This is a genomic window from Niveispirillum sp. SYP-B3756 (assembly GCF_009495745.1).
GTDB lineage: Bacteria > Pseudomonadota > Alphaproteobacteria > Azospirillales > Azospirillaceae > Niveispirillum.
In genome coordinates this window covers 1-24,320 of sequence record NZ_WIDQ01000010.1, presented here as the reverse complement: position 1 = coordinate 24,320, position 24,320 = coordinate 1, and the positions used below count along the sequence as shown (strand labels likewise).

Sequence of the window (24,320 nt, the reverse complement as noted above, 5' to 3'; positions counted from 1 at the left end):
CCGGGGTGACGGTTGGTGGAGAGGAACCCTGTTCAGTTCGGCAACCAACAGCGCCCAGCCCCAAGAGGCAGCACCCATGTTCAAGAAGATCCTCATCGCCAACCGTGGTGAAATCGCCTGCCGCGTCATCAAGACTGCCCGGCGCATGGGCATCAAGACGGTGGCGGTTTATTCCGATGCCGATGCCGGCGCGCTGCATGTGGAGATGGCGGATGAGGCGGTGCATATCGGCCCCGCCCCGTCCGCCCAATCCTATCTGCTGGCCGACAAGATCATTGAGGCCTGCCTGAAGACGGGGGCCGAGGCTGTGCATCCCGGCTATGGCTTCCTGTCGGAAAAGGCCGCCTTCTGCGAGGCGCTGAAGGCGGCGGGCATCGTGTTTATCGGTCCCGATGTCCATGCCATCGGCGCGATGGGCGACAAGATCGAGAGCAAGAAGCTGGCCAAGGCGGCCGGCGTGTCCACCGTGCCGGGCTATCTGGGCGTCATCAAGGATGATGAGGAAGCCATCCGCATTGCGCGGGAAATCGGCTTCCCGGTGATGATCAAGGCATCCGCCGGCGGTGGCGGCAAGGGCATGCGCGTGGCCTGGAACGAAGGGGAGGTGGCCGACGGCTTCCGCTCCGCCACCAACGAGGCGCGTTCCAGCTTCGCCGATGACCGCGTCTTCATCGAAAAATACATCACCGAGCCGCGCCACATCGAAATCCAGTTGCTGGCCGACAGCCATGGCAACGCCGTTTATCTGAACGAGCGTGAATGCTCCATCCAGCGTCGTCACCAGAAGGTGATCGAGGAAGCGCCGTCGCCCTTCCTGGATGAAGCCACCCGTCGCGCCATGGGCGAACAGTCGGTGGCGCTGGCCAAGGCGGTGCAATATCGCTCCGCCGGCACGGTGGAATTCATCGTCGATAAGGACCGGAATTTCTATTTCCTGGAGATGAACACCCGCCTTCAGGTGGAACATCCCGTTACCGAAATGATCACCGGCCTGGATCTGGTGGAACTGATGATCCGCGTGGCGGCGGGGGAAAAGCTGCCGCTGACCCAGGCGGATATCGGCATCAACGGCTGGTCACTGGAAGCGCGCGTTTATGCTGAAGAGCCGACGCGTGGCTTCCTGCCCTCCACCGGCCGCGTCACCCGCTACCGTCCCCCGGCGGAGGGCACGCGCCCCGATGGCGCCATCGTCCGCGTCGATACCGGCGTGTATGAGGGCGGCGAGATCAGCATGTATTACGATCCGATGATCGCCAAGCTGATCACCTGGGCCCCCAGCCGCGAGCAGGCCACCGACGCCATGTCGGATGCGCTGGACGGGTTCCAGATCCGGGGTGTCGGGCACAATATCTCCTTCCTCGCCTCCCTGATGCAGAAGCAGCGCTTCCGCGATGGTCGCCTGACCACCAATTTCATCGCGGAGGAATATCCCGACGGCTTCCACGGCCTGTCCCCGGACGAGGGTGCCCGTGACCGCCTGCTGGCGCTCGCCACCCTGTTCCAGCAGCGGGTTGCGGCCCGTGATGGCATGGTCTCCGGCCAGGTGCCATCCCATGGCCGCCGCACCGCCCGCGACTGGGTAGCGCGCGCCGAGCGCACCAACCACCCGTCCCATGTGACGCTCACCGACGAAGGCGCCACCGTCACCCTGGGCGGGCGCGACCTCAGCGTCGTCGGCCCGTGGGAGATCAGCCAGAGCCTCTGGCAGGGCCATATCGACAATGTACCGATGAGCGTGCAGGTCGACCGCAAGGGCCTGTCCTGGGTGCTGATCCATGGTGGGGCGGCCCTGGTGGTGGACGTGCTGACCGCGCGTGCGGCGGAACTGGCTGACCTGATGCCGGTGAAACTGCCGCCCGACATGTCCAAATACCTGCTGTCCCCCATGCCGGGCCTGCTGGTCTCGGTGGCCGTGAAGGAAGGCGAGGCGGTGAAGGCCGGCCAGGAACTGGCCGTGGTGGAGGCGATGAAGATGGAAAACATCCTGCGTGCCGAAGCCGACGGCACAGTGAAGAAAATCCACGCCGCCAAGGGCGCCTCGCTGGCGGTGGATGAGAAGATTATTGAGTTTGAGTGAGGGTTGTTTCCTCGTCGATTTTCCGTCCCTTCTTTTTTCCGTCACCCCGGCGAAGGCCGGGGTCCAGTATCGTAGAGTGCAACATCGCCGAACCGTCTCCTGGACCCCGGCCTTCGCCGGGGTGACGGTTGGGTGACATGCCCCGGAGACCCCCCATGACCCAGTTCCCGCCCAAGACTCTCGCCGACTGGGAAGCCCTTGCCGCCAAGGATGTGGGGGCCGGTGCCTCTCTCTCCGACCTCACCCGCACCACGGCGGAAGGCCTGTCGGTCAAGCCGCTCTACACCGCCGAAGATCTCGCCGATCTGGAAAGCACCGGCACCCTGCCGGGTTTCGCGCCCTTCACCCGGGGCCCCCGCGCCACCATGTACGCTTTCCGGCCCTGGACCATCCGCCAGTATGCGGGTTTCTCCACGGCGGAAGAGTCCAACCGCTTCTACCGCGCCAACCTCGCCGCAGGCCAGATGGGCCTGTCGGTGGCCTTCGATCTGGCCACCCATCGCGGCTATGACAGCGACCATCCCCGCGTGGTGGGCGATGTCGGCAAGGCCGGCGTGGCGATTGACTCGGTGGAGGATATGAAAATCCTCTTCGACGGCATCCCGCTGGATAAGATGTCCGTCTCCATGACCATGAACGGCGCCGTGCTGCCCATCCTGGCCATGTATATCGTGGCCGGTGAGGAACAGGGTGTAGCGACGGAGAAGCTCTCCGGCACCATTCAGAATGACATTCTGAAGGAGTTCATGGTCCGCAACACCTATATCTACCCGCCCGAACCCAGTATGCGGATCATCGCCGATATCATCGAATACACGGCGAACCATATGCCCAAGTTCAATTCCATCTCCATTTCCGGCTATCACATGCAGGAAGCCGGGGCCACGGCGGTGCAGGAACTGGCCTTCACCCTGGCCGATGGGCTGGAATATGTCCGCGCCGCCCTGGCCAAGGGCCTGAACGTGGACAAGTTCGCCCCGCGCCTGTCCTTCTTCTTCGCCATCGGCATGGATTTCTTCATGGAGGTGGCGAAGCTGCGCGCCGCCCGCCTGCTCTGGGCCAAGCTGATGGACAAGCATTTCCAGCCCAAGGATGCCCGGTCGCTGGCGCTGCGCACCCATTGCCAGACGTCGGGCGTCTCGCTCACCGAGCAAGACCCCTATAACAACGTCATCCGCACGACGATTGAGGCGATGGCCGCCATCATGGGCGGCACCCAGTCCCTGCACACCAACAGCTTTGACGAGGCTTTGGGCCTGCCCACCCCGTTCAGCGCCCGCATCGCCCGCAACACCCAGTTGATCATCGCGGAGGAAACCCGCATCCCCCATGTGGTCGATCCGCTGGGCGGTTCCTATTATGTGGAACATCTCACCGCCTCCCTGGCCGAAGCGGCGGAAAAGCTGATCGATCAGGTGGAAGAAATGGGCGGCATGACCAAGGCCGTGGAAAGCGGCCTGCCCAAACTGATGATCGAGGAAGCCGCCGCCCGGCGTCAGGCCCGCATCGACCGGGGCGAGGAAGTCATTGTCGGCGTCAACAAATACCGCCCGCAGAACCCGGAAAAGGTTGACGTTCTCGACATCGACAATACCGCCGTGCGCGAAGCCCAGGTCGCCCTGCTGCAGCGCATCCGGGCCACCCGCGACGATGCAAAGGTCCGCGAAACCCTGGCCGCCTTGACCAAGGCGGCGGCTGAGAAATCCGGCAACCTGCTGGCGCTGGCCGTGGATGCCGCCCGCGCCCGCGCCACCGTGGGGGAGATTTCCGACGCCATGGAAGAGGTTTTCACCCGTCACCGCGCCGTCATCCGTTCCGTCTCCGGCGTCTATGGTGCCGCTTACGAGGGCGACGAGGGCTTCAAACGCATCCAGCAGGATGTGGAAGCCTTCGCCGAGGCCGAAGGCCGCCGCCCGCGTATGCTGGTGGTGAAGATGGGCCAGGACGGGCACGACCGGGGTGCGAAGGTCATCGCCACCGCCTTTGCCGATATCGGCTTTGACGTCGATGTCGGCGCCCTGTTCCAGACGCCGGAGGAGGCTGCCCGCCAGGCCATTGAAAACGACGTGCATGTCGTCGGCGTCTCCAGCCTGGCCGCCGGTCACAAGACCCTGGTGCCGCAACTGGCCGCCGCTTTGAAGGAACAGGGGGCCGGCGACATCCTGATCGTCTGCGGCGGCGTCATCCCGCCCCAGGATTATGATTTCCTGCTGAACGCGGGGGCGGCGGCCATCTACGGGCCGGGCACCAACATTCCCAAGGCGGCGGCGGAGATCATGGAGATGATCAAGGCGAAGCGAGGGGCGTAAGGGCGGGGGGCTTCGGCCCCCTCCACTTCACTCTTAATTCATCTCATGAAATAACCCTAATCCCCGCCATCTTATGTGTTAGCTTAACTTATTTTAAATATCCCAGACTTAACCACGCGCTCTAACGCTTCTTGTCTGCTTTGCTGATTTTTTTTATCAATGAACGAATATACTGTGGCTCCACCTAGGTTAGAACTTGTTAAGCGAGAACTAGGGCTCGAATCGATACTTCCAAAATCAAGTGCCAACTGCTCCCTGTTTGTCAAGTTCTTCCTATCCATATTCCCCTCCACCAAGCGATAACCGAATCACAATGGCCCAAAATTATACGACTTTCGCTAAGAGGTCCGCAACAACCTTGTCCTCATATTTTGAAAAGGAGTCTAACTGAGTGCGGAAAATAGGGTAAGCGGTTTCGGAGTTTGGGCGTGCAAGTCGGCCATTAGATTTTCTGTCTCTAACGGACTTAAAAGCGCGGATAAAATTCCTTGGAGCAACTCCATCGTACTGACGGAAAATTACCCTTCCTGTATCGTCTTGCAGTTCGCTAATCGCATCTCCGTGCAATTCTATTGCCAAACTCTTCTGATAGGGTTGAATATATACAACTTCCTTTATGCCCGCCGCAACAATATGGCGAGCACAATTATGACAGGGATAAGTGGTTGTGTACATAGTTGATTTTAATAGTGAATTTTTTCCCTCTCTAGCAACAGAAAGTATGGCTTCCATCTCTGCATGTATTGAGCGAGAGTATTCGATTATAGAATCAATTTCAGTTCCAGAAAGAATGCGAATTACATCTGATTTTCCGATCTCCTTCTTAAAAAGTTTTCCTGATATCATCTTTTCGACCACTTTTTCAATAATTCCCCTTCGTTTTATCTCATTGTGGCATATATTTCCTTTATATTTAAAGCATCTATTGTCTGAGTCAATAATTTTTCCTTCCTTCATTGTCATTTGATCCCCCTCATTATATAGACCTCCTCCAAATTTAGGGACATCGTTCCAGCCAATTGCAATAAGTTCACCTGAATCTGAGACAATAGAGGCGCCAACTTGTCTCGACATGCATGCAGAGTTCATAGCAGCTGCCTCTGCTTCATACATTGCAGATTCCGCGCGCGTAGGAGTGTGGATGTTTACATCAAAAATGATATCAAGTAATCTCCGAACCTTTCTATCTAGCTCCTCAAGTTTTTGATCATTACATATGTAAAAATCAGATTCGATAAAGGTTTTTCTGGTCATTTGTCCAAATGTTGGTATATCTGCTTGATCTCTGTCTATTATATTTTTTGTCTCACTTGATGCCGCACCATTACTTGAAAGTCGTTTTTCTCTCAATTGGTCAGGAGCAAAAACACCGAATAGAACTAATATGTCTCCATAAACTTGTTTCAGAAGTTTATATTCTTCAATGTTTTTAATAGAATCTATTATATATGCGATTCTCTTCGGTTGGATAATGCGCTCTCCCGCTGATTCAGAATAACCACTATTTTTCTCTCTTATATTAACAATTTTCTCTACGGCACGTGCCGCTAAGTAATTTGCTCCGAATTTCTCTCTCAACTTATTCCCGGCATCCTGCATGGTCGTAATATACCTATCTAGTTTATCCCTTTCTGCAACAGTAATAGAAACCTTATTTGCATCATTAGCTATAAATTCGCTCATTCTTATAATTTCTGGCACGGTGTATTTGAATTGAGATTGAAGAATGCTACGAATTTTTTCCGCTGTCGTGCTAACACCAGAGCCAACAGGGCCAACAAGGACAAATATTATTTCTTGAGACATCCTATCTGACAGATTATTTGCGAGGTGGTTGGTCTCTGGCGTTTCTTTTTCTGTAAACAAAGGGGCTGATTTCAACATTCTAACGCTCCACCATTTTTTAATTACTTGCCGAGTATTGCGCTGATGTGTCATTTTTTGACGCTTCGATCATAAATTTTCTAGATAAAAATTTCTACAAAAAATTAAAAAATCTCTCATCTCGCTCCTTATTGGGTTCTCCTACCTTTATCACCGTCCTGTGCCGTTGCATCTTCCCCCTAAGCTGATCACCACCTGTCCCACCCCCAATAAGGCCGGTAAAGCACGCGCCAGGAGCAGTACCGACAGCGCCACTGGCGCTTGGGTTATCCTGGGTAGATTATTCAACTATTCAAGCTTCATGGACACCACACAGCGCCCGCTCTCGGTAAGAACCTCGAGGCGTTGGACAACAACGCCGTCCGTACCATATCGCAGAGCAAAAAAATAGGGAATCTTAACTTGACCGTTCTGATATAGCGTCATGGGGCTCTCTCCTGTGACCTTGGCTGTATTCTGTGCCCCCATTACTGGGGTTATGGGTAAATTGATCTGATCCTTTCAGCCATTTACCGCCACCGTGCCTTCGCGGCGGTAATGGTGCGCTCAATATCAAATGCGGCTGTGCCGCCGCTCGCCTTGCCCTCATTCCAGGCGTGGCGCAGCCGGGCCTGTTCTTCTTGCCGCTGGGCGCGCTTCATCTGCCAGTCCCGCACGGCCTCCCGCACCACCTCGCTGGTGGTGGCATAATCACCGGTTTCCACCGCCTCGCGCATGGCGGCCAGTTGGTCGCTGGTCACAGCAATGCTGATTTTCTGAATATCCGGCATGACGGGTGCTTCCTGGTAAGACCAAGTAGCAAAAATTACCCCAATCCCCATGCCCCGTCCACCCCATCTTGCCCCGGAACCCCAAGTATGATAGGAATAAATACCCCAACCCATCACCCCGGAGCCTCCCATGCCGCGCGACACCAAGCCCACTATCCATTCCCTGGACCCGGCCCAGTTGGACCCCGCCCATGCCGCCCTGCCCAAGGATGAACAGCGGGAGGCCTGGTGGCGTGGGTCGGAGGATAAGGAGGCGTGGCGCAATGGGGAGGATGTGGAATATGCCTATGAACATATGTTCACCGAGGGGCTGAACAACCGCAGCCGCAGCGATGAACAATGGGCGCGCATCGCCTATTATCTGGCGTCTGGCGTGACGGTGACAGAGGTGGCGCGCCATTTCACCCTGTCGCGCAGCACCATCTGGCGGGCGCTGCAACGCTCCCCAGGCCTGCGCCGCCGCATCGCGGCGGAATGGGAAATGCTGCGCCGGGAAAGCGACAGCCGTTTCGTCGCCATGCGTCATGCCGTGGTGGAAGGGCTGTCGCGGGCCATCAATGCCGGCAATATCCGCGCCATCCTCTGGGCGGCGGAGCGGCTGGAACTGGGTGGGCCATTGCTGGTGGCCAAGGAATGCCAGCCTGAACCGGAACGTCGTCCTATCCGCCGCCCCATGCCCCGCCGGCCCCGGCCGCAACCTGCCGAGGCCGCCGCCCCGGCGACCAGCGCCGCCGCCGCTGCCACGGAACCGGAACCGCTGGCGGCAATGCCCGATCCGGCGCCCGTACCCTCGCCCGTCCCCGGCGATGCCTCCCCCGCCACCGGCCCCCTTCCAGCGGCGGCCCCTGCCGCTGCCGAACCGCCCGCGCGTCCCCCGCACCGTCCGGTGCCGGCTCGCCCCGACGGGGTGATGCGGCCATCCGCCGACCGGGCGGTGCGCCCGCCGGTGCGTCTCCTGGTCTATCGGCTGCGGGCCATGCTGCAGCTGGCCAACCATGTCGATGAACGGCTGCTGCCCTTTCCCGCCGGGGCAGAGGCACGCATGAACCCCTGGCTGGCGCGCACGGCGGGGGAGGAGCTGAATATCTACCGCCCCGCCACCCAGCCCCGTTACTGATCCCGACCGGCCGGGCGGCTGCGCACCATCAGCGCTTAAACTGTTGCGCAGCGTTGCGCAGGGAAGGACGGGTGATCAGGTGCAGAAGCATGGGTTTGATCTGCCAGACACGCTCACCGAACCGAGTGGGAAACGAAAAGGGCAAAGGGATAGTTGCGAAAATCAGGACAATATTTTCCAATCTTGCTGAATTGTTTCACACCCCGGCTGGCGATAGCTTTCTCCCATCAGCGGACGACGCCGCACACGGCCCCGCCCCTCCACCCCGGAAAAAGGATCGCCATCATGATCGGCTTCAACAAATTCTCCGATTTCATCCCCGTCATCGGCCGCGTTCTGCTGTCGGCCATTTTTCTCACCAGCGGCTTGGGCAAGCTGCTGGCCTGGGATGCATCGGTTGGCTATGTTGCCACGGCGGGCCTGCCGTTGCCGTCCGACCTGTTGCTGGCGGCCGCAGCGATAACGGAGATTGTCGGCGGCACAATGGTGCTGCTGGGTTTCCAGGCGCGGCTGGGTGCCCTGGCCCTGGCCGGTTTCTCCATCCTGACGGCCTTGCTGTTCCATAATTACTGGGCGCTGGCCGATGCCCAGGCTGCCTATGTTCAGCAGATCATGTTCTGGAAGAATATCGCCATGGCCGGCGGTTTCCTGCAGATCGTCGCCTTCGGTGCCGGCCCCTTTGCGCTGGATAATGCCGAGCCGGTCAATCCGCACCAGACCGCCACCATCTGAACCGTCGAAAACCAAGAAGGGGGGATACGGCCTTGACCGCATCCCCCCTTCTCGCTGTGTCACGATCCATCCAGGCCCGGATCAGGCGGCGCGCACCGTGGAAATGAAATTCTCAACCTCATGGCGCAGGGTTTCTGCCTCCTTAGACAGGCCGTTGGCGGCACCCAGCACCTGGGTGGCCGCCGATCCTGCCTCTGCCGCGGCCTGGCTCACCCCAGTAATGTTGGAATTCACCTCATAGGTACCATGGGCAGCCTGCTGCACATTGGAAGAGATTTCCCGCGTTGCCGCCCCCTGCTGCTCAATCGCTGCCGCGATATTGCCCGCAATCTCATTCAGACGGGTGATGGTTTTCTCCACCCCTTCCACAGCAGACTTGGCGCCCCCCGTGGCCGTCTGAATTTCGTTGACCTTCGCCTGAATATCCTCGGTGGCACGGGCGGTCTGGGTGGCCAGTGCCTTCACCTCCGACGCCACCACAGCAAACCCCTTGCCGGCATCACCGGCGCGCGCCGCCTCGATGGTGGCATTCAGGGCCAACAGGTTGGTCTGGCTGGCAATTTCGTTGATCAGCTTGATGATGTCACCAATCTGCTGGGCGGCGAGCACCAGCGCACTCATCGTATCGGAGGTGCGCTTGGTCTCCGCCACCGCCTGATTGGCGATCTGGGTGGAACTGGTCACCTGCCGCCCGATCTCCTGGATGGAGGAGGAAAGTTCTTCCGTCGCACTGGCCACCGTCTGAACATTGGCAGATGCCTGCTCAGAGGCCGACGCCACCACCATGGCCTGTCGGCTGGTTTCTTCCGCCGTACCCGACATGGCCGAGGCCGTGGCCTGCATCTCCGTCGCGGCAGAGGCCACGGTCTCCACCACGCCCTTCACCCGGGCTTCGAACGCATCGGCAAGCTTCAACATGCCTGCCCGACGTTCCGCCTCAGCAGTGGCCTTCAGCTTTTCCTGTTCGGCCTGCAGCCGGTCCATCTCAATGGCGTTTTCCTTGAACACCTGCACGGCCAGCGCCATCTTGCCAATCTCATCCCCCCGCTCACGATAAGGCACCTGCACGGATTTGTCGTTGGCAGCCAGCGCGCGCATCACATCGGAGATACCCGTGATGGGCAGGCTGACACCACGCGCCAGCAGGAAGCCCAGCAAGGCCGAGAGAAGAGCCGCCGCGATCACGCCCACCCAGGTCGCTGTGCTTGATGCCGAGATCGCGCCATCCTGTTCCGCCGACCTTGTCTTCAGCAGGTCGCTTTCGACGCTTCGTGTTTCTGCGGCGATACGGCGCAACGCGTCGAACGAAACCTTGCCGGCCCCACTGGCTACCATATCACGCGCCGCTTGAATGGTGGCAGTATCACCCATCAGCGCAATTTCCCGCTCGGCAACTTTATTCTGCCATTGGTCGATGGCAGCCTTCAGATCGTCCAGGCGCCGCTGCTGAGCGGCATTGTCCGCCGTCAGTTCCTTCGCCTGCTGCCAGGCCTCCGCCGTCCGCTTGCGTCCGCCATTATAGGGTTCCAGAAACTCTTTCTTGCCTGACAACAGATAACCGCGCAGGCCGGTTTCCTGATTCACCATGCCAGCCACAATATCATCGATGCTTGCCAGAACCTTGTACGTGTGCGTGTTCCATTGGCTGGTCTTCGCCACCACCGCAATCTGCGTGTTGAGGTAAAGCCCCATCAAAATGATGACAACCAGGACGCCTGCGAAGGAAAGGCCAATCCTGGTTTTGACTGACATATTGTTTGCGAATGAGAACATCACCCACCCTTTGGGTTTTCTAACCGACGACAACAGGACAAGCGCAGTCAAAAGGTAGGTCATTTTCATCAGAAAATAACCGCACCGCTCGCTCTTAAAAAATCCTACGTTCGTATTCCCAATAAGGTCAACATGACCTTATGCATACAAATATCGCCCACTCAAATTACAATGATGATTTATAATACTTTTACCGTATTTTTGCCCGATGGAAGCATTATGGAAATGGCTGACAAACCCCTGTTCTCGCCTATTTTTTTTAAGATGTGCTTTCCCCGGCACCGGCCATGGCTATGCCATGGCCGGTATCATCACTCCCCCTGTAACCTGTTGGATAAATAGGACTTCTTCTCAGACCGAGACGCCATCGCCAGATGACAAGGCGCGCAACCGGGCGGTGAGGGGCATCAATAATGCCCGTCGCTGCCTTGCTTCTTTTCAACCCGCAACTGACCTTCCGCCCCCAGATAGATCGCCAGAATCCTCACCGGCTCCCGCCCCTCATTGCGACCATTGTGCCAGACGGAGGTTTCCACGAAGGCCTCACCCGCCTTGAATACCCGGGGTGCCATGCCCTCAGCAGAGACCGTTACCTCTCCGGAAACGATGTAGCCCACCACCGGCATCGGGTGACGGTGTAAACCGGTTTCACCGCCGGGAGCCAGTTCCACCATAAGCGCGGTCAGATGGGCGTCACCCGGAGGATAGCGCAGCGGCAGCCCATCCCCCAATGTCTTCGTGTCCAGCAGCGATGTCGCCGTCAGCCCCGTTGCGTCGCCCGCAAAGGCCGGAAACGAGACCAACAGCAAACCGGCAGCGGCGATAACACAAGGCGACCTCATCATTCCCCTCCCCTATTCTTTGTGGGAGAGAATGAACCAACCCCTATGGATTGCAACCCCTGCTGTAATACGAAGCAGTTTCCTGCCATTATCGAGCGATCGGCAAAGCCACCCTAGGCCATCCCAAACCGTTCAAGCATAGGGAACCGCTATCAGGTATCAGGTAGTTCCAGAAAGCGTATCCGGTTGCCGAACGGATCCGTGACCTGGACCATCAGCATATCGTCCAGCATTTCCAGATCCGGCTTCATATAGCGGTAGTCCTGGGCCGCCAGTTCCTGCTGAAAGGCCTGGATACCCGTCATATAGACAACCATGTTCCCGCCCGGCGTGGCATCGCCGGCATGTTCGGACAGGTGCAGCCGCAGGGGGCCGCGCGACACTTGGCAATAAAGCGGAAAATTGTCGCCGAACCGATGTTCCCAATCCAGCGCAAAGCCCAGAAAATCCAGATAAAACTCCCGTGCCTTTGCCACATCAAAAATGCGGACAATCGGCACGGCCGGTTCAAAAAGGATGGGTTCCGGGCTCTCTGTCATGGTTCCCCCAATGCCTGGAAGAACCGGTCGAAGAACGCAGCCGGATCGGGCACGCGCAGCATGACGCGCACAGCCCCCGCCGGGTCCGGCACGCGCAGGCAGGCGCCGGACCCGACACCCGTTGTGGCTATGGTCACCTGCGACTGTTCCCCTTCAAACAATTCCGGGTGCAGCAGAGTGGCCAGCACCGTCATGTCATGCTGGAAGGCGCCATTGGCGCCGAATTTCGGCCGGTCTAGATGGGCGGCGGCGTCCAGCATCAGCGCCACCTCCTCCCCATAGCGCGGCAGTGCGCGGGCGCGGGCCAGCCGGTCGGGCGTACTGACAAGCTGGTGGGTCAGATCCAGCGGCATCAGGGTGATGGGGATGCCGCTGTTCAGCACCTGCTGGGCCGCCAGCGGGTCCATGTAGAAATTGAACTCAGCCCATTCGGTGATATTGCCCCGCCGCACATGGTTGGGCGGCAGCAGATCGCAGGAACCACCCATCACCGCCAGATGGCCGATACGGGCAAAGGCATCCGGCGCGCGCTCCAGCAGTCGGGCCAGATTGGTCAGCGGGCCGGTGGCGCAGATGGTCACGCTGCGCGGCGGATGGCTGCGCAGCGTATCCGCCATCCAACCCACCGCGTCATAAGAGGCCGGCTTGCGCGTGGCCGGTGCCAGCACCAAGGCCCCCAAGCCGCTTTCGGCAAAGGCGCCATCGCCGGCCGGCGGTTCCGCCCGGCCTAAGGGTGCCTTTTCTCCGGCATGAACGGGAATGACAGGGGCATTAAGATGGTCCAGCAGGGCCAGGGCATTTTCCGTAGTGCGGGACAGGGCCACATTGCCATGCACGGTGCAGATGCCCAGCACCTTCACCCGGTCCGGCACAGCCAGTGCCCACATCCAGGTCAACAAGTCATCGGTGCCGGGATCGCCATCAAGGATCAGGGGAAGCGGATTGGTCATGGTGCCGGTGTCCGGTTGCGGATCAGTCCTCGACACCATAGAACGGGCGGCAATCAGAACTCAATCAGCATGGTTTTGGATTTCCGGTTGGCCTCATAGGCTTCCCGCCCCAGATCCTTGCCGATGCCGGATTTCTTGAAACCGCCGGTGGGCAGGATGAAATCATTGGAACGGCCATAGCGGTTGACCCAAACCGTTCCCGCCTCCAGTGCGCGTAAGGCCCGCAGCGCGCGGGAAACGTCGCCCGTGTGCACGCCCGCCGCCAGCCCGAAGCCGCTGTCATTGGCCAGGGCAAAGGCCTCCTCTTCCTCACCGAAGGTCTGCACGGTCAGCACGGGGCCAAAAATCTCCTCCCGCACCGCCTCATGCTCCCGCGTCAACCCGGCCAGCATGGTGGGCTGATAAAACGCCCCATCCTGCGGGCCGGCGGCCCGGCCGCCCCCGGTCAGCACCTCCGCCCCCGCCGCCTTGGTGCGACTGACAATGCCGTCGATCCGCTCGGCCTGGGGATGGGAGATGATGGGCGACAGGCTGGTCCCCGCCTCCCAGGTCGGGCCGGGGCGCAGGGCCTGGAACCGGTCACAGATGGCTGACACCACCCGGTCGGCCACCTGTTCCTGCACCAGCAGGCGGGAACCGGCAACACAGACCTGCCCGGCATTCAGCGTGATGGCCCGGGCGACGATGCCGGCTGTCTTGTCCAGGTCGCTGGCATCAGCAAAGACCAGTTGCGGGCTCTTGCCACCCAGCTCCAGCGTCACCGGCTTCGGCCCCGTCTCTGCACAGGCCTGCATGATGGCGATGCCGGTGCGGGTGGAGCCGGTGAAGGTCACCTTGGATACCAGCGGATGCCGGCACAGCCGGTCCCCCACCTGGCGCCCGTCACCCTGCACGATATTGAACAGGCCCGGCGGCAACCCCGCCTCTATCGCCAGTTCAGCCAGCCGCACCACGCTGAAGGGCGTCATCTCGCTGGGCTTCAGCACCACAGCATTGCCCGCCGCCAGCGCCGGGGCGACCTTCCAGCCGGCCATGACCAGGGGCAGGTTCCAAGGTGCTACAGCGGCAATCACGCCATAGGGTTCGGTGATGGTCAGGCCCAGCTTGTCATGGCTGGTGGCGGCGACATCGCCGCCCACCTTGTCGGCAAATTCCGCAAAGAAGCGGAGGGTTTCAGCCGTATACCAGACGTCCCAGGCCCGTGTCTCCGCGATGGTGCGGGTGGAGCCGGCAGCCTCCAGCGGCGCCAGCACATCCATATCGGCTTCAATCAGATCGGCCCAGCGGCGCAGCACCTTCATGCGTTGGCGCGGTTCGACGCGGGCCCAGTCGCTCTGCTTGAAGGCGCGGGCGGCATCTTCCACCGCCTGATCCACCTGATCGGCGCTGGCCGTATCCAGATCAGCAAAAGGGCGCGCATCAGACGGGCGCAGCACCGTCAGCGCCGGCCCCTGGCCCAGCACACGGCGCCCGCCGATGATGTTGGAACCGGGGATCGGGGCGATCTGATCGGGATTGAAGCTGACCACGGGTAAGGCTCCTGTCGGCGCTGGCGTACAATGCCCGCCAGATTATGCGCCTGTGACGGCATTTGTTCGGGATCACGCCGAAGCAGGACATTAGATTCTTCCGAATAAACCGACAGGGCGGCAGCGAATGCCACGCGAGCCAGCTTAATGTCTCACCAGTCGTTCAGGAGCGGCACGGCAGATGCTGCGGCAGACCATGCCGTCACCGCTCCCTATCAAGGAGTACATGGCATGGAGAAGGGAACGCCACCCGCCATTCAATTACGGGCGATGCACCTGGATGATCTGCCCCAGGCGCACGCGCTTTCCCGGGAGTTGAACTGGCCGCACCTGCTGGAAGACTGGAGCTTCTTCCTGGAAATCGGTGAAGGCGTGGTGGCTGAGCGCGACGGCGAGGTGGTGGGGACGGCCATGTGCTGGCCGTTCGGGCCGGAAACGGCTACGCTGGGCATGGTCATCGTCTCCCCCTTCTGCCAGGGCGTCGGCCTGGGTCGCAAGCTGATGCAGGCGGTGATGGACAAGCTGGGCGACCGCACCATCATCCTGCACGCCACGACAGAAGGCGCGCCGCTGTACCGCAGCCTGGGTTTCGATGCCGATGGCGAGGTGCTGCAACATCAGGGCACGGCCTTTTCCGTGCCGGTGCCCGACCTGATCACCGATGAACGCGTACGCCCGATGGGGCAGAGCGACTGGCCCGTGATTACCGCCATGGATGCCCGCGCCACCGGCATGGACCGCAGCCACCTGATCAGCACCCTGGATAAAAGCGCTGTCGGCGTGATGCTGACCCGTGCGCATGAACCGGCGGGCTTCGCCCTGTTCCGCCGCTTCGGGCGGGGCTATGTCGTCGGCCCCACCGTGGCACCGGATGAAGGCGGGGCCAAGGCGCTGATCTCCCACTGGCTGGGGGCCAATGCCGGCATGTTCTGCCGTGTCGATATCCCGGAAGATAGCGGCCTGTCGCCCTGGCTGGATGGGCTGGGCCTGCAATGTGTCGGTCGCGTCACCCGTATGGTGCGCGGCCCGAAACCCAAGCGCGACAGCGAGTTGCGCACCTTCTCCCTTGTCACCCAAGCCCTTGGATGATCATGAAGCCGACCCTTGCCGATCCCACCTTGTTCATCCAGGCCAACCTGATCGGTGGCCAGTGGGTGGGTGCTGCCACCGGCCGCACCCTGGATGTGGATAATCCCGCCACCGGCGCCATCATCGGCACCGTGCCGGACGCGGATGAGGCGGACACAAATGCCGCCATCGCCGCCGCCCATGCCGCCTGGCCGGCCTGGCGGGCGCTGCCAGCGGCGGCGCGGGCCGATATGCTGGAACGCTGGCACGCGCTGATGCTGGCCAATAGCGATGATCTGGCCCGCATCATGACCACCGAGCAGGGCAAGCCCCTGGCGGAAGCGGCGGGCGAGGTGCGCTATGCGGCCAGCTTCGTGAAATGGTTTGCCGGTGAGGCACGGCGCGTTCTGGGCGGCATGGTGCCAGCACCGGAAGCCGACCGCCGCATCCTGGTGATGAAGGAACCGGTGGGCGTTTCGGCCATCATCACGCCCTGGAACTTCCCCGCCGCCATGATCACCCGCAAATGCGGGGCAGCCCTGGCCGCCGGCTGCCCGGTGGTGGTGAAGCCGTCGGAAATGACGCCGTTCACCGCGCTCGCCCTGGCCAAGCTGGCGGAGCAGGCCGGCATTCCGCCGGGCGTGTTCAATGTCGTCACCGGGCGGCCACAGGGGATTGGCGCCGCCTTGACCGGCAGCCCGCTGGTGCGCAAGCTCTCCTTCACCGGGTCCACCCGGGTGGGCAGCCTGCTGATGGCGCAATGCGCCGACACGGTGAAGCGCCTGTCACTGGAACTGGGCGGCAATGCGCCGCTGATCGTGTTCGACGATGCCGATCTGGATGTGGCGGTGGCCGCCACCATGGCCAGCAAGTTCCGCAATGCCGGGCAAACCTGCGTCTGCGCCAATCGCATCCTGGTGCAGGACGGCATCCATGATGCCTTTGTGGAAAAGCTGGGCCGCGCCGTGGCGGCGCTGAAGGTGGGGCCGGGCGACCAACCGGGCGTCACCACCGGCCCGCTGATCAACAAGGCTGCTGTCGACAAGGTGCAGGCCCATGTGGATGATGCGCTGTCGCGCGGCGCCCGCCTGACCGCGCAGACCAGCGGCTATCAGGGGGAACGGTTTGCCACCCCGGTGCTGCTGACCGGGGCCGATCCGTCCATGCGGTTGGCATCAGAGGAAACCTTCGGCCCCGTTGCCCCGATCTTCCGCTTCCAGGCGGAGGAAGAGGCGATCCGCATTGCCAATGACACGCCCTTCGGGCTTGCCAGCTACTTCTATACCGAGAACCTGCACCGCGCCTTCCGGGTGGCGGAGGCGCTGGAAACCGGCATGGTGGCACTGAATACCGGCTCCATCGCCATGGAAATGTCGCCCTTCGGCGGCATCAAGCAATCCGGTCTGGGCCGCGAGGGCGGGCCGACCGGCATTGACGAATATCTGGAAACCAAGACCTTCCATATTGCCGGTCTGAAGCTGGGGCACGGAGCATGAGCAGCAAGCGCAGCTATAACATTGCCGTCATCCCCGGCGATGGGATCGGCAAGGAAGTAATGCCGGAGGGCGTGCGCGTACTGGAACGCGCCGCCAGCCTCTATGGCTTCACCATCAATCAACAATGGCATGATTTTGCCAATTGCGATTACTACGCCCGCCATGGCCGGATGATGCCGGAGGATTGGAAGGCGCAGATCGGCCAGCCGGACGCCATTTTCTTCGGCGCCGTCGGCTGGCCCGCCACAGTGCCGGACCATATCTCGCTCTGGGGTTCGCTGCTACAGTTTCGCCGCGAATATGACCAATATATCAATCTGCGCCCGGTGCGGCTGATGCCAGGCGTGCCCTGCCCGCTGGCCGGCCGCCAGCCGGGCGACATTGATTTCTGGATCGTGCGGGAGAACACGGAGGGGGAATATTCCTCCATCGGCGGCCATATGTTCCCCGGCACTGACCGGGAAATCGTCATCCAGGAAACGGTGATGACCCGCCATGGCGTGGACCGGGTGCTGCGCTATGCGTTTGAACTGGCCAACCGCCGGCCCAACCGGCACCTGACATCCGCCACCAAGTCCAACGGCATCTCCATTTCCATGCCTTTCTGGGATGCGCGGGTGGAGGCGATGGCGGCACAGTACCCGGATGTGCGTTGGGACAAGTACCATATCGACATTCTGACCGCCCAGTTCGTGCTGAACCCGGACCGGTTCGATGTGGTGGTGGGGTCCAACCTGTTCGGCGATATCCTGTCCGATCTGGGGCCGGCCTGCACCGGCACCATCGGCATTGCCCCTTCCGGCAATATCAACCCGGAAGGCACCGGCCCTTCCCTGTTTGAGCCGGTACATGGTTCCGCCCCCGATATTGCCGGCAAGGGCATCGCCAACCCGATCGGCCAGATCTGGTCGGCTGCCATGATGCTGGACCATCTGGGCGAGGCGGAGGCCGCCGCCGGCATCATGCGCGCAGTGGAAAGCGTGCTGGCCGAACCGGCCCTGCGCACCGGCGACCTGAAGGGCAAAGCCGATACCCTCACCTGCGGCAAGGCGGTGGAAGCGGCGCTGGAGTGATTGTTTCCAGACATATCTACCCACCCCTTGATCGACCCGCAAACAGACGGATACCAACCCGCCTAAAGATTGACCTTTAGGCAGGTTGGTTTCATTGGCGCTGCGTGGTGAACAGGGGGCATCAATTGCCGCCGAAAACGCCTGATCAGCGAGCCGGCAACAACTGATCTGCCAATTGCCCCAACATCGGGGAGACCAGGGCCCCCGCCGGCTGGCGGGGCAGGTTGAAGCAGGGGATGCCGGGGAAATGTCGGGCCACCGCCTGTTTCACCGCGCCCAGCGCTACCGTGGCGCCCGCCGTTTCGCTGACCACCAGCCCCGCCACGCTCTGGCCCCGGTCAGCCAGCACAGTCAGCGCCGTCAGCGTGTGGCTGATGCTGCCCAGATAGGAGCCGGCGACCAGCAGCACCGGCAATTCCAGGGCGCGCAGCCAGTCCAGCACCGTGCGATCATCATCCACCGGGGCCATCGCTCCGCCCACCCCTTCCACCAGCAAAGGCGCGGTCGGGCTGGCGGCAGCGACGCGGGTGCGGCAGGCAGTGAGCAGCCCGGCATAATCCACCGCCTTGCCTTCCAAAGCTGCCGCCATATTGGGGGCCAGGGACGCACGGAATCGCCAAGGGGAAATCGCGTCCAGCGCGGCCGGCGTGACATCCTGCCCCATGGCCGCCAGCAAGGCGGCCGGGTCGCTGCCGGCAGGGTCGGCATCGTCAATGCCGCTGACCAGCGGCTTGAAAGCCTGCGCCATCAATCCCTTGGCCCGCCAGTGGCGGATCAGACCGGCGCAAACGAAGGTTTTCCCGATATCCGTTCCGGTAGCGGTAACGAAAAAAGCGGACATGGCGGCATACTCCCGAAGGCATTCTTTGCTTGACCGGATATGCGCTTGGCGCCAGTCATGTGGCAATGATTTGACAAGCGACAAAGAGGAACAGCAATGCCGGATAATGTCGTGATGGAGGGAACCCTGGCCCAAGCCGCAGCCCCCGCCGCCATCCGCAATGACTGGACGCGCGAACAGGTGGCCGACCTGTTCGCCATGCCCTTCATGGACCTGCTGTTCAAAGCCCAGACCCTGCACCGGCACTATTTCGATGCCAATGAGGTGCAGATCTCCACGCTGCTGTCGATCAAGACCGGCGGCTGCCCGGAGGATTGCGGCTATTGCCCGCAGAGCGCCAGCTTCGATACCGGCCTGAAGGCGTCAAAGCTGATGGAAGTGGAGAAGGTGCTGGAAGAAGCCCGCGCCGCCAAGGAGCGCGGGGCCAGCCGCTTCTGCATGGGGGCCGCCTGGCGCTCGCCTAAGGACCGCGACCTGGATACGGTCTGCGCCATGATCGAGGGCGTGAAGTCACTGGGCATGGAAAGCTGCGTCACCCTGGGGATGCTGCGCCCGGAACAGGCGGCCCGGCTGAAGGATGCGGGGCTGGATTACTATAACCACAACCTCGACACCTCGCCGGAGCATTACAACAACATCATCACCACCCGGACCTATCAGGAGCGGCTGGATACGCTGGATAATGTGCGCAATGCCGGCATCAATGTCTGCTGCGGTGGTATTCTGGGCCTGGGCGAAGACCGGGAAGACCGGGTGGGTCTGATCCAGACCCTGGCCAGCCTGCCCAAGCACCCGGAAAGCGTGCCAATCAACCTGCTGGTCAAGGTCAAGGGCACCTCCCTGGACAAAGCCGAGGAAGTCGACCCGATCGAGTTCGTGCGCACCATTGCGGTGGCCCGCATCACCATGCCGTCCAGCGCCGTCCGCCTGTCGGCAGGGCGGGAGGATATGAGCGATGAGATGCAGGCGCTCTGCTTCCTGGCCGGTGCCAATTCCATCTTCTATGGCGAGCGGCTGCTGACCACGGTGAACCCGGCACAGGAACGCGACATGAAGCTGTTCGGCCGGCTGGGTCTGCGCCCGATGCAGGTGGAAGTGCGCGAATGAGCGATGCGCCTGGCTGGCTGACGGAAGGGCTGGGGCATATCTGGTTGCCCTATACCCAGATGCGCACAGCCGGCCCACCCCTGCCGGTGGTCTCCACCAGCGGCACCCGCCTGCGGCTGGCGGATGGGCGGGAACTGGTGGATGGCATCGCGTCCTGGTGGACGGCCTGCCATGGCTATAACCACCCGCATCTGCTGGCAGCGTTACAAACCCAGGCCCATTCCATGCCGCATGTCATGTTCGGCGGGCTGGGACATGAGCCCGCTTACCGGCTGGCCACACGGCTGGCGGGGATGCTGCCGGGTGATCTGACACGGGTGTTCCTGGCGGAATCCGGTTCGGTGTCGGTGGAAGTCGCCATGAAAATGGCGGTGCAATATTGGCTGAACAAGGGGGAGCGGGGCCGGTCCAAGATCCTGGCCTTCACCGGCGGCTATCATGGCGACACCATCGCCACCATGGCCGTCTGCGACCCGGAAGAAGGGATGCACGCCAAATTCCGTGGCCTGCTGCCCGAACACCCCGTGCTGCCCCTGCCGCGTGACGCGGAAAGCCTGGAGACGCTGGACCAGTTCCTGGCCCAGCAGGGCCACCGCATCGCCGCCATGCTGGTGGAACCGCTGGTGCAGGGCGCCGGCGGGATGCTGTTCCATGATGCGGCCGTGCTGCGGCGGCTGCGTGAACTGGCCGACCGTTACGGCATCCTGTTGATTTTCGATGAGATTTTCACCGGTTTCGGTCGCACCGGCAGCCTGTTCGCGTGCGAGACGGCCGGCGTGGTGCCGGATATCGTCACCCTGTCCAAGGCGCTGACCGGCGGTGTTCTGCCCCTGTCTGCCGCCATTGCCAGCGCGCGGGTGTTCGATGCCTTCTGGTCGGAAGAGCCCAGCGCCGCCCTAATGCATGGCCCCACCTATATGGGCCACGCGCTGGCCTGTGCTGTGGCCAATGCCTCGCTGGACCTGTTTGAAACGGAGCCGCGCCTGCAACAGGTAACCGCTATCTCCACCGCCTTGTGCCGGGGCCTGGAACCCTGCCGCGACATGCCGGCGGTGGCCGATGTGCGCGTGCTGGGCGCCATCGGCGTGGTGGAACTGAAACAGGCCCCGGCGGACCTGCGCGGGTTGAAGGAAAAGCTGGTGGAACAGGGTGTATGGATAAGGCCCTTTGGTCGCATCCTCTATCTGACGCCCGCCTTCACCATCGGGGAGGATGATCTGCAACGGCTGATGGCCGCCATCCGCACCGTGACGGCGGGTTTGCCGGGATGAATGGCCTATTGGATGAACGGGCAGCCAGCGCCCTGGCCGGCCTGTCCGCCGCCAGCCGTCGCCGCAGCCTGCGGCCCCTGGTGCGCGACGGGATACGGCTGCAATTGCCGGATGGACGCTGGCTGATCGACGCGGCATCGAATGATTATCTAGGGCTGGCGCATGATCCGCGCGTGGCCGCCCGCGCCGCCGATTATGCCACCCGCTATGGTGCCGGCTCTGCCGCGTCGCGCTTGGTGGCCGGTACGCTGGCCATCCACCGCGAGGTGGAGGAAAAGCTGGCAGCGTTCCTGGGGGTGGAGGCTGCCTTGCTGCTGGGCACCGGCTTCCAGGCCAATGCCACGCTGCTGCCAGCGCTGGCGGAACTGCTGGGGCCGGGGACCGAACTGTTGGTGGACCGCCTGGCCCATGCCAGCCTGATCCAGGGTAGCTTCGCTGCCGGATTGAAAGCCAAGCGCTTCCGCCATAATGACCTGGGGCATCTGGAAAGCCTGCTGCGGGAACGGGCGAATGCGGCCCCGCCGCTGGTGGTGACGGAATCCGTCTTCTCCATGGATGGGGACCGTTGCGACCTGCCAGCCCTGCTGGACCTGTGTGAGCGGTTTGGCGCGCCTTTGTACCTGGACGAGGCCCATGCGGTCGGCGTGCTGGGGCCGGGCGGGCGGGGGCTGGCGGCTGGGGTGCCGGGCCGTGTCTCCATCAATATGGGTACCTTCGGCAAGGCGTTTGGCGGTTTTGGTGCCTATGTTGCCGGGTCGCGCCAATTGATCGATTACCTGATCAACCGCTGCGCTGGCTTCATCTACACCACCGCCCTGCCCCCCGCCGTGCTGGGGGCGCTGGAGGCCGCCCTGGATTTGCTGCCGGCATTAGATGGCGCACGGGCACGGCTGGCCGATATGGGTGAACGGGTCCGCGCAGCGGTCCGCGCCGCCGGCTACGATGTGCTCGACAGCAGCACCCAAATCATCCCGCTGGTGGCGGGGCCGGATGCGACGGCGCTGGAACTGGCGGCAAAGCTGGAACAGGCGGGATATCTGGTGGTAGCGATCCGCCCGCCCACCGTCCCTCCCGGCACCGCCCGCCTGCGCCTCAGCCTGTCCAGCGCCCTGTCGGCTGCGGACATTGCCGGCCTGCTGGCCGCCATCGCCGCCCTGCCCAGGGGGCCGCTGGAATGAGCAAACCCCTTTTCCTGCTGGCCCATGGCTGGGCTGGTGCCCCCGGCATCTGGACGGCGCTGGTGGGTCATCTGCGGGATGCCGGCATCCCGGCAGATAATATCCAGCACTGGGATCAGGGCTATTTCGGCACTGCCGATGAACCCGTGCTGCCCCCTGGCCAGCCCGTCATTGGCATCGGTCATTCGCTGGGGGTGGCGCTGTTGCTGGGGCGGGATGGGCTGGCGGGGTTGCTGGCGATCAATGGATTCAGCCGCTTCACGGCACAGGCGGATTTTCCCGCCGGCACCCCACCTCGCCTGCTGACCCAGATGCGCCGCCGCTTTGCTGCCGATCCCGCCGCCGTGTTGGCGGATTTCACCACCCGTGCCGGCCTGCCCCTGCCCAGCGGGGCGGCGAACAGGGATCGGCTGGGCCAGGGGCTGGAGCTTCTGGCAGAAATCGATCAGCGCAGCGCCCCCCTGCCCCCGCTTTTCAGCGCGCTGGCCGGGTTGGATGACCCGATTGTTTCGCCGTCGCACAGCCAAGCCTGTTTTCCTGACCGGGTGGACTGGCTGCCGGGCGGCCATGCCCTGCCCCTGACGGCGGCACAGGCCTGCGCCGCCGCCGCCCTTCAGCTAGCCGCTTCGTGCTGAGCCCGGCCGACAAGCGCGCCGTGGCGCGGCAGTTTGGCCGTGCCGCCGCCTCTTATGATGCCAATGCCCGTATCCAGGCCCAGGTGGCGGGGGAGCTGGCGGCGCTGCTGCCCAGCCTGGAACTTCCCGCCGGGGCGCGGGTGCTGGAAATTGGCTGCGGTACCGGGCTGCTGACGCGCCGGGCCTTGCCGCTGCTGCCCGATATCGGCCAATGGCTGGCCAGCGACCTCTCCCCCGCCATGGCCGGCCGCTGCCGGCTGGCCTGTGGCGATGATCCGCGCCTGCGCTTCGCCGCCATGGATGGGGAGGCCCCGGCCTTGGCCCCCGGCAGCGTCGATCTGGTCTGTTCCAGCCTAGCCCTGCAATGGTTCGCCGATCCGGCGGCTTCCTTGGCGGCCTGGTGCCGGCTGCTGCGCCCCGGCGGGCGGCTGCTGGTGGCCACGCTGGCCGATGGCACCTTCCGGGAATGGCAAGCCGCCCTGGCGGCGGCGGGGGCCGGGCCGGTGGGCCTGTCCTATCCGACGCTTCCTGAGATGCGCGGCTGGCTGCCGGGCCTCACCGTCACCAGCCGGGCGCTAGTGGAAACCCATCCCGATTCGCGGCATTTCCTGTTGGGCTTGCGCGATATTGGCGCCGGTTTCGCCGCCCTCCGGCTGGATGCGGCCCGGCTGCGACGGGCCATGCGGGCGCTGGAAGCGGCGGGACCGGTGCAGATCACCTATCAGCTGGCCATTCTGCGGGCAGCGACGGAATGCCACCCATGAGCGGGGCAGACTAAACAGCCGCTTCATGCCATGATACTAAGAGTAATTATTAGTGACTCTTGGTTTGGGGGCGGAATAATGGCGGATCAGACGATGGCGGGGTTCTATTTCCCCGACAGTTCGCCAACGCATGGATCGGGTGCTGCCCGGCTGTCGGCCGGGCCGCTCTCCTCCCGGATGTTTTCCGTCGCCTGTGTGGTGGCCCTGCATCTGGCGGTGGGCAGCCTGATCGTCATGCAGCACCGGGAAGTGCCGTTCCTGCCGGAAGAGCCCCTGCATGTCTCCCTGGTAGAGGAGGTGGTTGAACCGATGGTGCCGCTGCCGATGACGCCTACCTGCGTCACAGGGCGCGGCTTGGCATCGCC

At 62.3% G+C, this 24,320-nt stretch carries 21 protein-coding genes; 13 read left to right on the top strand and 8 right to left on the bottom strand.

Features of this window, described 5'->3' with window-relative positions; all coding sequences use genetic code 11:
• The first annotated feature begins 76 nt into the window (after positions 1-76).
• Together GE253_RS18020 and scpA are read left to right on the top strand one after the other, a co-directional pair.
• Positions 77-2,077 carry an acetyl/propionyl/methylcrotonyl-CoA carboxylase subunit alpha gene (locus tag GE253_RS18020; protein ID WP_153205539.1) on the top strand — a complete coding sequence of 667 codons (2,001 nt, stop codon included), beginning with the start codon at positions 77-79 and terminating at the stop codon, positions 2,075-2,077.
• A 155-nt stretch (positions 2,078-2,232) separates the two neighbouring features.
• Complete coding sequence (scpA, locus tag GE253_RS18015; RefSeq protein ID WP_153205538.1) at positions 2,233-4,386, top strand: methylmalonyl-CoA mutase; 2,154 nt, start codon at positions 2,233-2,235, stop codon at positions 4,384-4,386.
• A gap of 324 nt (positions 4,387-4,710) precedes the next feature.
• Here scpA and GE253_RS18010 read toward each other — a convergent pair whose 3' ends face one another.
• Positions 4,711-6,270, bottom strand: a complete 1,560-nt coding sequence (locus tag GE253_RS18010; protein ID WP_173012710.1) for an anti-phage dCTP deaminase — start codon at positions 6,268-6,270, stop codon at positions 4,711-4,713.
• 509 nt (positions 6,271-6,779) lie between these two features.
• Positions 6,780-7,040 carry a type II toxin-antitoxin system ParD family antitoxin gene (locus tag GE253_RS18005; protein ID WP_153205536.1) on the bottom strand — a complete coding sequence of 87 codons (261 nt, stop codon included), beginning with the start codon at positions 7,038-7,040 and terminating at the stop codon, positions 6,780-6,782.
• A gap of 130 nt (positions 7,041-7,170) precedes the next feature.
• Here GE253_RS18005 and GE253_RS18000 point away from each other — a divergent pair, with 130 nt between their 5' ends.
• On the top strand, positions 7,171-8,157 hold the full coding sequence (locus GE253_RS18000; RefSeq protein ID WP_153205535.1) for a helix-turn-helix domain-containing protein: 987 nt from the start codon (positions 7,171-7,173) through the stop codon (positions 8,155-8,157).
• Positions 8,158-8,442: 285 nt separating this feature from the next.
• Positions 8,443-8,889, top strand: a complete 447-nt coding sequence (locus GE253_RS17995) for a DoxX family protein (RefSeq protein ID WP_153205534.1) — start codon at positions 8,443-8,445, stop codon at positions 8,887-8,889.
• Positions 8,890-8,970: 81 nt separating this feature from the next.
• Here the strand turns inward: GE253_RS17995 and GE253_RS17990 are convergent, their stop codons facing one another.
• The 5 genes from GE253_RS17990 to GE253_RS17970 form a co-directional block, all read right to left on the bottom strand.
• Positions 8,971-10,581 carry a CHASE3 domain-containing protein gene (locus GE253_RS17990; RefSeq protein ID WP_247878735.1) on the bottom strand — a complete coding sequence of 537 codons (1,611 nt, stop codon included), beginning with the start codon at positions 10,579-10,581 and terminating at the stop codon, positions 8,971-8,973.
• Positions 10,582-11,069: 488 nt separating this feature from the next.
• Entirely contained in the window at positions 11,070-11,507 is a 438-nt protein-coding gene (locus tag GE253_RS17985; RefSeq protein WP_153205532.1) for a cupin domain-containing protein, read from the bottom strand.
• A 149-nt stretch (positions 11,508-11,656) separates the two neighbouring features.
• Complete coding sequence (locus GE253_RS17980; protein WP_153205531.1) at positions 11,657-12,043, bottom strand: glyoxalase superfamily protein; 387 nt, start codon at positions 12,041-12,043, stop codon at positions 11,657-11,659.
• The gene (locus tag GE253_RS17975; protein ID WP_173012709.1) at positions 12,040-12,993 is read right to left on the bottom strand and encodes a nucleoside hydrolase; all 954 of its coding nucleotides are present in this window, start codon (positions 12,991-12,993) and stop codon (positions 12,040-12,042) included. The genes GE253_RS17980 and GE253_RS17975 overlap by 4 nt, the downstream gene beginning before the upstream one ends.
• 53 nt (positions 12,994-13,046) lie before the next feature.
• Positions 13,047-14,522 (bottom strand): aldehyde dehydrogenase family protein, encoded by a 1,476-nt coding sequence (locus GE253_RS17970; RefSeq protein ID WP_348770892.1) that lies wholly within the window; start codon positions 14,520-14,522, stop codon positions 13,047-13,049.
• A 231-nt stretch (positions 14,523-14,753) separates the two neighbouring features.
• Here GE253_RS17970 and GE253_RS17965 point away from each other — a divergent pair, with 231 nt between their 5' ends.
• Genes GE253_RS17965 through GE253_RS17955 form a run of 3 tightly spaced genes read left to right on the top strand, consistent with a single transcriptional unit; the run spans position 14,754 to position 18,159 of the window.
• Entirely contained in the window at positions 14,754-15,611 is an 858-nt protein-coding gene (locus GE253_RS17965) for a GNAT family N-acetyltransferase (RefSeq protein ID WP_153205529.1), read from the top strand.
• Between the two features lie 2 nt (positions 15,612-15,613).
• Positions 15,614-17,086 carry an NAD-dependent succinate-semialdehyde dehydrogenase gene (locus GE253_RS17960; RefSeq protein ID WP_153205528.1) on the top strand — a complete coding sequence of 491 codons (1,473 nt, stop codon included), beginning with the start codon at positions 15,614-15,616 and terminating at the stop codon, positions 17,084-17,086.
• A complete protein-coding gene (locus GE253_RS17955) occupies positions 17,083-18,159 on the top strand; it encodes a tartrate dehydrogenase (protein WP_153205527.1) in 1,077 nt (358 codons plus the stop codon). Before GE253_RS17960 ends, GE253_RS17955 begins: the two co-directional genes overlap by 4 nt.
• A gap of 145 nt (positions 18,160-18,304) precedes the next feature.
• Here the strand turns inward: GE253_RS17955 and bioD are convergent, their stop codons facing one another.
• Complete coding sequence (bioD, locus tag GE253_RS17950; protein ID WP_153205526.1) at positions 18,305-19,000, bottom strand: dethiobiotin synthase; 696 nt, start codon at positions 18,998-19,000, stop codon at positions 18,305-18,307.
• A gap of 96 nt (positions 19,001-19,096) precedes the next feature.
• Between bioD and bioB the strand changes: the two genes are divergently transcribed.
• From bioB to GE253_RS17920, 6 genes are all read left to right on the top strand, one after another.
• Positions 19,097-20,107 (top strand): biotin synthase BioB, encoded by a 1,011-nt coding sequence (bioB, locus tag GE253_RS17945; protein WP_153205525.1) that lies wholly within the window; start codon positions 19,097-19,099, stop codon positions 20,105-20,107.
• On the top strand, positions 20,104-21,378 hold the full coding sequence (locus GE253_RS17940; protein WP_153205524.1) for an adenosylmethionine--8-amino-7-oxononanoate transaminase: 1,275 nt from the start codon (positions 20,104-20,106) through the stop codon (positions 21,376-21,378). Before bioB ends, GE253_RS17940 begins: the two co-directional genes overlap by 4 nt.
• The gene (locus GE253_RS17935; protein WP_153205523.1) at positions 21,375-22,556 is read left to right on the top strand and encodes an 8-amino-7-oxononanoate synthase; all 1,182 of its coding nucleotides are present in this window, start codon (positions 21,375-21,377) and stop codon (positions 22,554-22,556) included. Before GE253_RS17940 ends, GE253_RS17935 begins: the two co-directional genes overlap by 4 nt.
• Positions 22,553-23,191 carry a hypothetical protein gene (locus GE253_RS17930; protein ID WP_153205522.1) on the top strand — a complete coding sequence of 213 codons (639 nt, stop codon included), beginning with the start codon at positions 22,553-22,555 and terminating at the stop codon, positions 23,189-23,191. Before GE253_RS17935 ends, GE253_RS17930 begins: the two co-directional genes overlap by 4 nt.
• Entirely contained in the window at positions 23,185-23,955 is a 771-nt protein-coding gene (locus tag GE253_RS17925) for a methyltransferase domain-containing protein (protein WP_173012708.1), read from the top strand. The genes GE253_RS17930 and GE253_RS17925 overlap by 7 nt, the downstream gene beginning before the upstream one ends.
• A 78-nt stretch (positions 23,956-24,033) precedes the next feature.
• Positions 24,034-24,320, top strand: a 287-nt coding sequence (locus tag GE253_RS17920; protein ID WP_153205520.1) for a hypothetical protein, incomplete at its 3' end; no start/stop codon positions are given.